The 13,564-nt window shown below is 32.6% G+C and carries 10 protein-coding genes; 2 read left to right on the plus strand and 8 right to left on the minus strand.

Translation table 11 applies throughout. The features are described from left to right. Positions 1-8 precede the first annotated feature (8 nt). A complete protein-coding gene (locus ACFOOI_RS02710; protein ID WP_379834758.1) occupies positions 9-2,603 on the plus strand; it encodes a DNRLRE domain-containing protein in 2,595 nt (864 codons plus the stop codon). Here ACFOOI_RS02710 and ACFOOI_RS02715 read toward each other — a convergent pair. Genes ACFOOI_RS02715 through ACFOOI_RS02725 form a run of 3 tightly spaced genes read right to left on the minus strand, consistent with a single transcriptional unit; the run spans position 2,578 to position 7,009 of the window. Then, positions 2,578-3,837, minus strand: coding sequence for a glycosyltransferase (locus ACFOOI_RS02715; protein ID WP_379834760.1), 1,260 nt, complete (start codon positions 3,835-3,837; stop codon positions 2,578-2,580). The two genes, ACFOOI_RS02710 and ACFOOI_RS02715, sit on opposite strands and share 26 nt — an antisense overlap. Further along, entirely contained in the window at positions 3,834-4,574 is a 741-nt protein-coding gene (locus ACFOOI_RS02720) for a class I SAM-dependent methyltransferase (RefSeq protein WP_379834762.1), read from the minus strand. Before ACFOOI_RS02720 ends, ACFOOI_RS02715 begins: the two co-directional genes overlap by 4 nt. Then, positions 4,571-7,009: a YfhO family protein gene (locus tag ACFOOI_RS02725; RefSeq protein WP_379834764.1), complete on the minus strand. Its 2,439-nt coding sequence runs from the start codon at positions 7,007-7,009 to the stop codon at positions 4,571-4,573. Before ACFOOI_RS02725 ends, ACFOOI_RS02720 begins: the two co-directional genes overlap by 4 nt. Positions 7,010-7,228: 219 nt before the next feature. Between ACFOOI_RS02725 and ACFOOI_RS02730 the strand changes: the two genes are divergently transcribed. Further along, on the plus strand, positions 7,229-7,996 hold the full coding sequence (locus ACFOOI_RS02730) for a glycosyltransferase family 2 protein (RefSeq protein ID WP_379834766.1): 768 nt from the start codon (positions 7,229-7,231) through the stop codon (positions 7,994-7,996). Here the strand turns inward: ACFOOI_RS02730 and bshB1 are convergent. The 5 genes from bshB1 to ACFOOI_RS02755 all read right to left on the minus strand — a co-directional run bounded on the left by bshB1 (position 7,976) and on the right by ACFOOI_RS02755 (position 13,555). Beyond that, positions 7,976-8,701: a bacillithiol biosynthesis deacetylase BshB1 gene (gene bshB1 / locus ACFOOI_RS02735; RefSeq protein WP_379834768.1), complete on the minus strand. Its 726-nt coding sequence runs from the start codon at positions 8,699-8,701 to the stop codon at positions 7,976-7,978. The two genes, ACFOOI_RS02730 and bshB1, sit on opposite strands and share 21 nt — an antisense overlap. Beyond that, positions 8,701-9,930 (minus strand): peptidoglycan DD-metalloendopeptidase family protein, encoded by a 1,230-nt coding sequence (locus ACFOOI_RS02740; protein WP_379834770.1) that lies wholly within the window; start codon positions 9,928-9,930, stop codon positions 8,701-8,703. Before ACFOOI_RS02740 ends, bshB1 begins: the two co-directional genes overlap by 1 nt. A gap of 82 nt (positions 9,931-10,012) precedes the next feature. After that, a complete protein-coding gene (locus ACFOOI_RS02745; RefSeq protein ID WP_379834772.1) occupies positions 10,013-11,170 on the minus strand; it encodes a glycosyltransferase family 4 protein in 1,158 nt (385 codons plus the stop codon). A gap of 2 nt (positions 11,171-11,172) precedes the next feature. Then, the gene (locus ACFOOI_RS02750; RefSeq protein WP_379834774.1) at positions 11,173-12,255 is read right to left on the minus strand and encodes a DegT/DnrJ/EryC1/StrS family aminotransferase; all 1,083 of its coding nucleotides are present in this window, start codon (positions 12,253-12,255) and stop codon (positions 11,173-11,175) included. A gap of 58 nt (positions 12,256-12,313) precedes the next feature. Then, on the minus strand, positions 12,314-13,555 hold the full coding sequence (locus ACFOOI_RS02755; RefSeq protein WP_379834776.1) for an ABC transporter ATP-binding protein: 1,242 nt from the start codon (positions 13,553-13,555) through the stop codon (positions 12,314-12,316). Positions 13,556-13,564: the final 9 nt, after the last annotated feature.

The following is a 13,564-nucleotide window of genomic DNA, read 5'->3' on the forward strand; positions in this document are numbered from 1 at the left end:
TACAATATATGAACAACTTTAAGTTCCACGCATCTAATATTATATGCATTTTGATTTTCGCTCTTTCTGCAAATGCTCAAACAAACCAAAAAGAAATAATTTATTCTAATGACTCTAAAAAAAACACATCAAATTCAATTGATGCCAATTACATTGGTACAAATGAATTCTTTTTTAAGGGTCAATATTTAGAAGCAGGTATAACTACAAACGGGACTTTTGGTACAATTACTAATACTCCGAACGATTTTGTGAATTATGGCAAAATTTCAATAATAACAGACAATGGTAAAGATGGGTGGAATGTAGGTACACCAAGCAGGTCAGGTGATTATTTTTTACCAGGTACTAGGTATGAGGGTTTTAAAATTCAATTCGGAAATTCTGTTTATTCGAATATTAATAATGGATTATTTGAAATACAAGGAGATAATGTTTCCTTAAATACGAATTCATTTGGTTATGTGGCTAATTGGCAAGGTGAAGTTGAGGGCAATTTTAAAATAACCCAAAAAATTGAGTTTGATGTTTCTGAAACTTTCTTAAAGTTCACCATTAAAGTTAAGAATATGAGTTCAAATACTGTCCCTGTATATTATTCTAAGATGTCTGATCCAGATCAAGAATATACTATATATGGCACCTATGATACCAACAATGCTATAGTTAAGCAAGCAAATGCTTCCAGTTTCGATTATACTTTACTAACCTCGAAAGGCACTACAGCCGGAATTTACCTAGGGTATTATAGTGAAGATTATCGTTCGAAAGGTGCTTTCTCATTGCCATGGGATTTGACTCCAAAACAATATTTTGAAGGTCAAGGCGGTGCTATCATTTCAGGCAACCTCAATGGTGATGTAGCCCAATCCATTACTTTTTTTGAGCCTAATTTAGCTTCTGGAGCAGAAACAGAATTTGTTTTTTATCTTTTAACAAATGAATCAGATTTGTCAAAAGTATTTTGTAATCCAAAAGGTAATATTTCGGCAGTAAGAAATACTACTTATAATGGTCAAAGTGTAGATTTAAATATTTCATTGGAAGGTAAAGGTCCATGGACATACACTATTAATGGTGTTAATTATTCAAGTTCTATTCCTAATCATGTTATTTCTGTTAGTCCTTCTGAATCTACTGAGTACATATTAAGTAACGTTGCAAATTCTTGTGGTGTTTCTTCTTTAAACAGTAAAACAACAATTTCAGTTATCGCTTGTGAGGCTATTTCCGCAGCTATATCGGGTTCTTCTACAATAACATATGGCTCAAGCACAAATTTGGCTGTGACCTTTACAGGTTCTGGTCCATTTAATTTTGAAATAAATAATGTAGCATATTCTTCGCAAAATTCTCCATTTATATTAAGTGTAAGTCCTCCAGATAATACATCTTATGAATTAAGCAATGTTTCTAATTTTTGTGGAGTAGGTACATCCTCTGGTGTGGCAAATATTAATATAAATGTACCTTGTGACAGCTATGAACCAAACAATATTTACTCTACATCTACCTCCATTACCTCTCTTCCTTTTGTAAGTAATCAAATGTGTTTTCATAGGGCAGAAGATGTAGATTGGTTTAAAATTAAAATTAAAAATAAAGATTTCTTTATTGAAGTAAAGTTTTTAAATAAAACCTCTATCGGAAATTATAGACTAAAAGTAGATCAAGTAGGAGGGTTACTTAATATAGAAACCATTTCATTAGGTGAATTTAATATTGATACCTATTTGAACTTATATGATAGTGACGGGATTTCAGTTTTAGCATCAAATGACGATGGAGGAGTTGGTTTCTTTTCAAAAATAGTATATAATATTTGTCCAACTCTATTAGAATTAAACAATATCAATTTGAATTCCGGTATTTATTTTGCACAAAATTATATTGAAAGTACATCTAATTTATCATCAAATACCTCATTCGCAGCTGGTAATTCGATTTTATTAAAACCAGGTTTTGAAGTCGGCCAAAATGAAGTTTTTATGGCAGAAATTAAAAACTGCATGTCCTTAATTCCAGAGGTAGAGAAAAAAGTTTTAACTATTCAGCCCGGACCTATAGATGGTAAGGATGCTGATGTGACGATGAATAATCCATTTCTTAATAGTGGAAATAATGCATTTGTAGATCCTTATTGTTGGACTCAAAGTGGAGATATTAATATTAAAAGAGTTTTTATAGAGTTTCCTTTAACAAGCCTACCTATAAACGCTATAATAGATTCCGCGTTTGTCAATTTTTATTTTAGTCAAACATTAGTAGAGACATTTAATTATTTTTTTCCTGGCCACACAGTTGGCAATAATAGTTTAATGATTTATCGGAATTTAAGTGCTTGGAACGAGAATAGTATTAATTGGTCAAATCAACCAGGATTTGATTCAAGTATTTCAGTTGAAATACCGGCAGCTATAAATCAAACACAGGATTATATTGACATACCAGTTACAAATCTAGTGAATGAAATGATTTTGAATGGGAACTATGGATTTCAAATTAGACATAAAATTGAGGAACCATATAAAATTACTTGTTTGACTTCAAGTGAAGAATCGAATAGTTTGAAAAGGCCTAAGCTTGTAATTTATTATCATTGATAATGTCATTATATAGGCTTTGGTATTTCAAAGCTACTTTACTCTCGTTAAACTTTTCAATTGAAATCTTTATACATTTTTCGCGTAGGTCATTGGTGGAATTTTCAAAACACCATTTAATACCCTCTGCCATATCTTTAGAATCTTTATATTTTGCTAAGTATCCTGTTTCTAAATGATCTATTATTTCTGGGATCCCACCTATATTGAAACTAACTACTGGAGTTCCACAAGAGAGAGATTCAACGATTGTATTAGGTAAGTTATCTTGAAGTGAGGGTGCGATGAATACATCCGCAAGGTTATAATATTCACATAATATATCTTCACTGATTGTTTTTGGTAGGTTAATTGATGTCTTTAACAAAGGAGAATTTATTTTGCCTACAACTAAAATTTCAAATTCAATATTAATATTTCTTAATAAAAATATTGAATCAATAAAATATTTGAAACCTTTACGCTCATCTTCAGTGTTCATTGCTAAAAATAAGATATAATTTTTATCAGGATTTAAATTATATTTTTCACGAAGTCGTTCTCTATTTAGTTTCTTAAACACACCATTATTGATTGGGTTAGGAATATTAAATATATGCCTTTTAGGTAATAAATTACTTGATTTAGCTAAATTGCTTATCCATTTACTACACCCTACAAAATAAATATTTTTGTCTTTATAAATTTTTTGTTTTTTTAGAAATATTTTATTTGATAAGTCATTTTTAAAATGATTACGCAAAAATGGTTCACAATTACCACAGTTAGTTTTAAAATTTTCACATGTTCCACTGTAATGGCAACCACCTGTAAACGGCCACATGTCATGAAGTGTCCAAACAATCGGTTTATTTAATTCAAATATTTTCTCTAAATTATTTAATGATAAAAAACCAAAATTTATCCAATGAAGATGGATTAAATCATATTCAAGAAGGTTTATTTTTTTTGTTAAGTCAATTCCAATAATAGCGGGTGAAAATAAAAAACGTATTTTTTTCTCTTTTTCATATTTTAAAAAAAAAAGTCTTTCGACAATAAAACGTAGTTTATTCTTTAATTTGTAATTATTTCCTTGTTTTATTTGGATGATATTGGAGTTGTCTAAAGTTTTATTTTGTACAAATAGTGAAACGTCTAAATTAGTATATTTTTTAAGCGAATTTAACAGTCTAATTGAGGCAATAGAAGCACCACCTAAGTTATCATCAATATTTATCAAAGCAATTTTCATTTTGTTGCTGTTATATTAATATAAGGCGAAAAAAATCTAGTCTCAATTGGGATTAGTTTGAATATAACTTTAAAAAACAGCCAAATTATGTTGAATGCTTTTTTAAAAAAAAATGATTTTTCATCAAAATTTTCTAACCAAATCATAAATGAGCCATAATAACGAACTTCGATATTTTTCAAACCAAGTTGCTCACAAATGCTATGTAATTTTTCAATATTCATGCAATCAATATTGTGCTTTTTATAATTTTCCAAATCAAAATATTTTTGTATTAGGCCGTTTAATCCTTTGAAATTTGGAATATTAATAAAGAGAACACCTTTCTCATTTAAAAAATCAGTATGCATTTTTATTATTTCAGAAGTATTTTCGAAATGCTCTATTAATCCCACTGAAAGCACTAAATCATATTTGGTTTTTATATCATAATTAAATAAATCAGCTTCTATTAATTTTACAGAATTTACATTCAGTTCATTTATCTTCAATAAGGACTCTATTTGTTTTTTTATAACTACATAATCTAATAAAGTAGATTCAATGTTTAGGTATTTTTTTAAGTAAATAGCATAATATCCAGGATAACCTCCCAACTCAATTGCCGTTTTAACTTTATTTTTAGAAGTTATTTTTTTTAAGATTTCAGATAGAATATAGTTAGGTTTAACTTTAATATTAAGATTTGTTTTGTTTTCCCAATATTTAATCCAGAAATTTTTATCCGTTAAATTCATTTTTTAATATTTACAATTAGTACTATTAAACCTAACAAAACCAACCCGATAGACGCTGCTAAATCTATTTTACCTCCAATCTCTACTGATTTAGGTTTAAATACAAATTTGACCTCATGTTTTCCTTTTGGTATTTGTATTCCTCTTAGTGTATAATCTACTTTTTGGTGATCAACGGTTTGTCCGTCAATAGTTGAAATCCAATCGATGTTTCCACGATAGTAGATTTCAGAAAATACGGCAAATTGGTCTGAGGTTGTATTTGTTTCGTAAACTAACTCATTTGGTTTATAGCTGCTCAAAACTATTTTATTAGCAGAATCTTTAGCGAAAACTTTGTTGCTTAATTTTTGGTTTTCTTGGGCTACCGCTGTGTTTTTAGGGTTAATTTTTCCTATTAATTCTATTTCAACATCAGCATTAGGCACCGAAACCAATGAATCAACAAACCAAGCATGACCTAAAGCATCAGGGTTTCTCTGAGCCATTGGCTTGTTATCAGGTCCATTTACTATCAAATATTTTGTATTTAGCATATTCAAAATAGGCAAATTGATTTTACCATCTTTTGTCATTTGATAGTCATAAAGTTCTTGTATTTTCTTGAGTTTGGCCCCATGATAACCACCAATTGACTTGTGGAAATATGAGTCTCGAGCATCTGACCAGAACCCTGTGGTTAAGTTAACTACTTTATAGTTTGGGTCCGTATCTTTCAAAATTTCTAAGTCAGCTGCAGTTGGCTCAAAAACAACTTGAGCTTGATTTTTATTCATAAAGTCATCGTTGTTGAAGTACCTTTTGTTAACCCCAAACATATCAAAAACTAGTAATAATGCGATTCCTGCAACTAAGAAAATATGTTTGATTTTTTGTTTTGAAAATAAATAAATCAAACCAATACACAATAGAACCAAAATTAAACCTCTTTGAATATCTTTAATGGCCATTGACTCTCTGTCAGAAACAAGTGCATTTAAAACTCTAGCAGAAAAATCACCTCCTAAAGATTGAGTTAGACTTTCTTTAAATGAAGCATCGTTTGCTCCTGAAAAACTTACTGAGAAATATCCAACCACAGCTAAGGCTACAATAGTTCCTAGTGAATAAAATACACTTTTCTTTAATTCTTCCCAATTGAATTTCTTATCGAAAAGTTCACTTAGCGTATTTGCAGCACCAAAAACTAATAAGAAATGTACAATAGTAAGTGTCATTGTAACTGCTCTAAACTTATTATATCCAGGCAAATTATCGTAGATGATATTATTTATCGATGGGAAATTAGAACCCCATGATAACATCAAAAAGAATAATGTCAAACCAAATGTTACCCATTTAAATTTGCTTTTTATTAAGAACAGACCTAATATAAACAAGAATATTACAATAATACCAGAATAAGAAGGCCCCGTAGTGAATGACTGATTTCCATGGTAGAGTGGTAACTGTCCAATAAATTGCTGAGCCATTCCTGCATCTACTCCGCCACTTGTTAATGTTTTGTAGGTATCTGAGTCTACACCCAAAGAACCCGACGATCCGCCTCCCATAATATCCGGAAACAGTAGGTTAAATGACTCGTCAATACCATAACTCCAACCAAATGCATAGTCGCGGTCTAAGCCAGAAGTACCAGCACTTGAGGTTTTAAGTTCTGATTTGCCTCTGGTGGTTTCAGCTGAATAAGATAGGTTATTCCAAAGTCTCATCCCGTTCATTCCAATTCCTATCAAAACACTTATCGCTAATGCACCAACTACCTTCCCAAGTTTCGAGAGTTCTCTTTTTTGAATCAATTTAATTCCTTCATATGCAGTATATGCTATCAAAATAAAGGCAAAGTAATAGGTAATTTGAAGGTGGTTGGCATATAATTCTAATCCAAAAAACAAAGCCGTTAAAAAAGCTCCCAATAAATATTTTCCTCTAAAAATATAAACAAAACCGGCCAATAATGCTGGACAGTAAGCCAATGCAAGGATTTTAGAAATATGACCAGCTTCAGTATATAAAAAATTATAAGTTCCGAAAGCATAGGCTATAGAGGCAATTATTGCCACTGCATTTGATTTTTTTAAACTTACCATTAAAATGTAAAAGCCAACCATTAGCAAGAAGATTACATTGGCTGGTGCTGGTAATGCATTTGTGAAAAATTGCCCAATTTTAGAGGACAAACTGTAAGGATAGTCACCTACAATCATAAAACTAGGCATTCCTCCAAACATCGAGTTTGTCCAGTACACCCATTCTCCCGTCTTTTCATGATAGTCCTGCAATTCTTTTGCTCCTCCTGAGGCCATGTTGATGTCATGCATTGATAAAGTCTTTCCACTTAATACTGGGCTGAAATAGATAAAAGTGATGCCCAAGAAAATTACAATTGCAATAAGGCTTGGAATGAGTTTTTTGAAATCAAATGAGTTTTTCATATGAGACGAGAATCTATTTTGAAATGGTTTTTGTTTTTTATTAGGATAATACTCTTTAATGCTGGTCTAAAAGCATGCCAAAGATAATTAAAAGCTTCTATTTTTGAATGTCATTAAGGGTTTTCATTTGCTAAAAAATCAATTTTGATTTCCTTTGGTGCTAATATTTACTTTTAAGCACAAAAACATATTTCTTACCTTTGTGTCAAATTTTCATATATGGCTTTAATAAGTATCATCACTATCACCTACAATGCTGAGAAGTTTTTGGAGCGTACTATACTTAGTATCGCTAATCAAACACTTTCTGACTTTGAGTATATTATTATTGATGGCGGTTCAAAAGACGGTACGATGGCCATAGCTGAAAAATACAAAGAACAAGTATCTTACATAAAGTCTGAAAAAGATAAAGGCTTGTATGATGCTATGAATAAGGGGATTAAAGCCGCAACTGGTAAATACATCTGGTTTATTAATGCAGGGGATGAAATTTTTGAGCGAGAGGCTATTCAAAAAATAAAAGAACTTGAAGTGGCAGCAAGTCCTGATATTGTGTATGGTGAAACCATGATTGTAGATTCAGTTAGAAAAGATTTAGGCCTACGCTCTGAAATAGGCCCTCATAAATTACCGAAAGTTTTGGACTGGAAATCCTTTAAAAAAGGTATGTTGATTTGTCACCAAGCATTTATTGTCAAAAGAGAATTGGCTCCTTTTTATATTGAAAATAACCTAAGTGCCGATATTGATTGGGAAATAAAATGTATTAAAGCTGCTCAGAAGAGCATGATATATCCTGGAGTTTTAGCAAAATACCTAGAAGGCGGTGTTTCTCACCAACAAATGGTGAAGTCTTGGCTTGATAGGTATAAAGTACTTCAAAGTCACTTTGGTTTTTTTGAAAACCTACTTAATCACATCGCTATTATTTTTCGAGCGGACTGGAAAAATATTCTACGGTTATCAAAATATGTCAAAAAGTGACTTTACCCCAATTGTTTTTGACTTAGTAAAGCCTTCACCATATTTTACGCCAATCTTGTGACCCATTTCTGCAGATCTCGATTTAATAAAATCCAAAAACTCTGGAGATGAAATATAACTTTCGGGTTCTTTGCTGTTTGGATCAAAAAATTGACTTCTAAATGCTCGAATAGCAAGTTCTTTAGTTTCCCAAAATTCACTTACATCTACCACAAAGTCAGGCTCAATGTATCGGTCTTGAATGTAATGATACACAGCCTTTGGTCTCCATGCGGCTTGTTTGTTTCCTTCCTCATCAAAAGTATCAATCATCCTAAGTCCGCTGTAAAAACATGCTTCATCTGCTAGTTGAGATGACCTTCCATGGTCAGGGTGCCTATCTTCTACCGCATTAGCCAAAACCACTTCAGGTCTATATTTTCTAATATATTTTATAATTGCTTTTTGGTGTTCTTCGTCGTTTTTAAAGAATCCATCTCGGAAGCCCAGATTTTCTCTCGCTGATAATCCTAAGATTTTCCCAGACTCATTTGCCTCTGCTATTCTGATTTCTGGCGTACCTCGGGTACCTAAATCTCCGGCTGTAAAGTCAATTAGAGCTACTTTTTTTCCTTCTTTTATGTGTTTTAGTATTGTGCCCGCACAGCTTAATTCGGCATCGTCAGGATGCACGGCCATTACTAAAATATCTACTTTGTGATCCATTATTTTATTCTAAGTCTAAATCCTGAGCGAAGTGTTTTATAAGAACTGATTTTGTTTAATCTACATATTTCCGAAACCGAAGTATGAAATTTCCGGGCTATTTCGGTTAGGTTATCTCCTGGTCTTACTTGGTACCAAACTTTTTTAGCTACTTGAACAGGAATTTCTTCTTCTTCTTCTATGTCTTCGTTGTCATCTTCTCCTTGGCCTGAACCTTGTAAGGTTGCCGGTGCATTTCCCTCTGTGTTTCCGCCAGCAGACATACTTGCAGATCTGCTAGAGCCACCTCTCAAATAATCATATAGCTTTGAAGAAAGCAAAAGTTCTTGCCCTTTTATTTCCATGGGATTAACCTTGAAATTATAGATATTTTCGGGGTCAAACTGATTTCCTTCGTACCTAGTTTCATAGTGTAAATGCGAACCCGAACTTCTTCCCGAATTTCCACCTTTTGCAATTTCTTCTCCCGCTTTTACAATTGTGTTTGGCTCAAAATTTATTTTAGAAAGGTGACCATATAATGTTTCTAGCCCGTTATAATGACGTAATATTACAGTTCGACCATACCCTGAATGCACCCCAGCTATTCTCACTATTCCGTCAAATGCGGCATAAACCGGATCACCAGTTTCTAAATCAAGGTCTGTCCCTTTGTGCCATCTTCTGCTTCTCCATCCAAAATGTGAGGTAATCACGCTTTTGTCTAAAACCGGAGCCCAATTTCTTCCTTCGCTAATTTCGTATAACTTAATTGGCACTATGTCATCAAACTCTTTTGGACTTATTCCGTATGGGTTTATAGATTTGGTATCCCAAACCGAAAAATATGAGGCAATACCAACCATATTGTCTGAACCTTGAAATTGAGCATCTTCTTCTATTTCAACAATCAAAAGTTCACCTTCATCTATACTAGAGGTATCATCTTCTACTAATCGGTTGATTTCTCTCAAAGGTTCAATTCGTATTCCATTCGAAGTTTCAGTAGTTGTTGTAGCAGAGCCTGCTTTTTTATTGAGGTTACTGTTTTCAAACTGATTAGAGAAGCGTAGTTTTGGCTCCTCTTCGAAAATAAAGTCAAACTCTTGTTTTTCTTTTGGTTTAGTTTCTGTGGTTGTGCTTTTTCCTTGTGGAATTTTTGGTGCTACCACCATTTTTCCCCTTTCTTTCTGTGCGAAAGAAGCAAATGAAAGAAAAAGTGTAAATGTATATATAGTAAGAATTCGCATGTTCAAATTATGTTTTTATTAAAACATTGCAATTTACAAAATATTATGGAAAGGCTCAGATTTTGCCCTTTTTTAACTAAAATTAGCCAAACGTATTTAAGATTTTCTGAATTTTCTGAATTGACATATCGAAGCTAAAGTTTTGAATAACTTTAGTTTGAGCATTTTTTCCAAGTTTATGGATTTGTTCACTATTAGTTGAAAGTGAAATTAGCTGTTCTGAAATCTCATCTATATTTAAATATTCAGCTAAAATGCCAGCATCAGTTCCTATAAATTCTTCTGCTCCTCCTGTGTTTTTAAAACCAACAATGGGCTTTTCACACAAAGCAGCCTCCAACATAACTAAAGGAAATGGATCCTCACGAGAACAAACCAAAAATATATCAAGGGCATTTATGAAAGATATCGCCTCAGGAGTAGGGGAGACCCAAATTATTTTTTGGTCAGCACCAAGTTTCTTAGCATCATATTCTAGCTGTTTGAAATATTCGGTGTCTTTTTTTATTCCAATCCAAACAAAATGTATTTTAGGGTTAATATTGGAAGTTCTTGCTGCAATTTGCACAAAGATATCGGTAGCTTTTCTCCAATCAGCATTTCCACATGCCCCTACCAGAATTTCATTATCTTTAATACCTATTTTTTCGCGAAATATCTTGGGTTTATTTTTATCTTTAACGGTTAAAACTTTTTCATTGTCTACAAATGAATGAACTACCTCAGTTTTTGACTTTAGATTTTCGTTTTCTAAAAATAAATTATGAGCTACAGCGGCAGAGCATGCGATGATTTTATCACTAAATTTTTCAAGAATGTGATACGCGTCTGTCGGGCCGTATTGACTTATAGAGTAGGATAACTCGTGAATGTGTGTAATAACTGGAACTTTAAATATCAGTTTTAATTGTTCTAATATATGCACACTCGCAATGGTATTTACATAAATGAAATCTATGTTTCTATCTGCCTTAATTTCTTCAAATACAGTTTGTTTCTCTTTAAATACCTCTTTGAACTTACTAAGTTTTGAGGTATTTGATTCTTGTTTATTTAAAATATAGGTTTTGAAGTTCTCTTGAAAAGTTGCCTTTAAATCGCCCCATTCATCTACCAATAATAGTTTAACATCGTGCCCCTCTTTTTTCAAATGAAGCATAATGTTTAGTAAAAATATTTGAGCTCCGGCCCGGTTTGCGTCGTGGCTTACAAATAGAATATTACTTTTATTGGTATTCAAAATTATAGGTTTTTATTTACTATATCTATTATTCGCTCTTGGTCTTCAATATCTAAATCGGGATATAATGGAAGCGATAAAACACGTAAAGAAATATCTTCTGATACCGGACACCTTTGGTAGGTGTTGAGATATTTAAGTTTATTTAGTGAAGGATAAAAATACCTTCTTGGAAAAATATCCACTTCATTTAATTTATCTATTATTCTAAGTGTAGTCTCTTCGTTTGGCAATACTATCGGGTAGTATGCATAGTTATAAACGAGTTCTTCAGAATTATTGCTTTTTGGTTTTTCCAGAATACTAAAATTCAATTCCCTACTGTATTTTTCAAAAATGGTTTTCCTTCCACTAATAATATCTGCTAAATGATTTAGGTTAACTAAACCCATGGCTGCATGAAATTCTGAATTTTTACCATTAATGCCGGCTACATAATATTCATCTAATACATGGCCGAAGCTTTTCATTAGTTTGATTTGCTCAAATACTTCCGTATCATTACAAACTACTGAGCCACCTTCTATAGTATGAAAAACTTTAGTAGCATGAAAACTACAAGTAGAAACGTCACCATATGAAAGCAATGACTTGCCTTTATAGTCTACGCCAAATGCGTGAGCAGCATCATATATTACTTTAAGCTTATGTTTTTTTGCTATTTCTTCAATTTTTTCAACATCGCAAGGTCTGCCATAAACATGTGTAGCAAGAATGGCCGAAGTTTTTGGTGTAATAGCGGCTTCAATAAGGTTGGCGTCAATATTTAAATCATGCTTTTGGATATCTACAAAAACTGGTTCAAGGTTTTCCCAAAGTAATGATGTGGTAGTGGCACAATAAGAAAAAGGCGTAGTAATAACTTCTCCTGTGAGTCCAAGAGCTTTTATTGCCAATTGTAGGGCAATGGTGCCATTGTTTACTATCGTGATGTTTTTGATATTAAGGTAGTTACGTAACTTCTCTTCTAGTTCTACTAATAATGGTCCGTTGTTAGTTAACCATTTTGTTTCCCAAATCCGCTTGATTTGATTTTGATACTCCTCAATAGGGGGTAAAAAAGATTTGGTAACGTTTATTCTCACTGAAGTTTGTTTATATAAAGATGTAAAATTATCATTTTTGACGATTGAAGCAAATTCCTCAATCCATAAATTCCAATTGCTTTGACTCAACTGTTATCATTTTTGGGCGAACTGCACCTGGCCATTTTCCGTACCAGTCGGTTCCTTCTCTGTAGTCTTGAATATCAAATGCCAAGGCATCCTCAAAAAAGTATACTGGAGCCAACCTATCTTTAACGATCATAACTGAAATGTAATAAGAACCGTCATTAAGGAAATCTCCCGGAATTTTGCATACCGACTTCACTATGCCTTTTTTGAAATGCTTAGCGTCATCACCTAGATTAAATACACATTCACCAATCATCGAATATAGAAAAATACTCACGTTTAATTCCGCAGTATCCATTAAGTTCCAATATTCGATACTTACAGTAAACTCAGTAGTAGTATTAAACTTTGTTTGCTCAATATTTTGCGTTGGAATAAGGCTAATAGACTTAATACGAACAAAGTCGTTTCCTGGTCCCAATTCTGGTTTTTCCCATTTTTGAAGGAGATTAAACTTTGATACGTTTTTTACATATTCATTTACAACTTCATCTATGTGGCCTGTTTTAATCAATTCACCGCCTTTGAGATAAGCACCTTTGTTACAAAGTCCTTGTACAGCCGTAAGATTATGACTTACAAAAATAAGCGTACGTCCACTTTTAGAGACATCTCTCATTTTACCAATACTTTTTTTCTGGAAATCAGCATCTCCAACGGCTAATACTTCATCTACAACCAATATTTCAGGTTCTAAGTGAGCTGCTATAGCAAAGCCCAAACGCACATACATTCCAGATGAATATCTTTTTACGGGAGTATCTAAAAACTTAGAAATACCTGCAAATTCTACGATTGCATCAAAATGTCGGTTGATTTCAGCTTTTTGCATTCCTAAAATCGCACCGTTTAAAAAAATATTTTCCCTTCCTGTCAGTTCTGGGTGAAAACCAGTTCCTACTTCAAGTAAACTGGCCATTCTGCCTTTTACCTTAACTCTACCAGTTGTTGGCTCGGTTATCTGACTTAATACTTTTAATAAGGTAGATTTTCCGGCACCGTTTGCACCTATAAGGCCCAGTCTATCGCCTTGTTTTATTTCTAAGTTTATATCTCTTAAAGCCCAAAATTCTTCTTTTTGGTTGTCTTTTTCTTTTTTAAATAAGTTTCTTGACCAGCGAGATATTGAGTCTCTTAAATCGTCGTTAGATTTATTTTTCTGGTTTAAAACATATTTTTTCGATACATTTTCTATTTCTAATACAGTCATGTTTTTTCG

The organism is Lacihabitans lacunae (genome assembly GCF_042649125.1).
GTDB classification, from domain to species: Bacteria; Bacteroidota; Bacteroidia; order Cytophagales; family Spirosomataceae; genus Leadbetterella; species Leadbetterella lacunae.

Coding starts and splice junctions, on each gene's coding strand:
- ACFOOI_RS02710 (WP_379834758.1), top strand. CDS start 9: ATGAACAACTTTAAGTTCCACGCATCTAATATTATATGCATTTTGATT.
- ACFOOI_RS02755 (WP_379834776.1), bottom strand. CDS start 13,555: ATGACTGTATTAGAAATAGAAAATGTATCGAAAAAATATGTTTTAAAC.
- ACFOOI_RS02720 (WP_379834762.1), bottom strand. CDS start 4,574: ATGAATTTAACGGATAAAAATTTCTGGATTAAATATTGGGAAAACAAA.
- ACFOOI_RS02740 (WP_379834770.1), bottom strand. CDS start 9,930: ATGCGAATTCTTACTATATATACATTTACACTTTTTCTTTCATTTGCT.
- ACFOOI_RS02715 (WP_379834760.1), bottom strand. CDS start 3,837: ATGAAAATTGCTTTGATAAATATTGATGATAACTTAGGTGGTGCTTCT.
- ACFOOI_RS02730 (WP_379834766.1), top strand. CDS start 7,229: ATGGCTTTAATAAGTATCATCACTATCACCTACAATGCTGAGAAGTTT.
- ACFOOI_RS02725 (WP_379834764.1), bottom strand. CDS start 7,009: ATGAAAAACTCATTTGATTTCAAAAAACTCATTCCAAGCCTTATTGCA.
- bshB1 (WP_379834768.1), bottom strand. CDS start 8,701: ATGGATCACAAAGTAGATATTTTAGTAATGGCCGTGCATCCTGACGAT.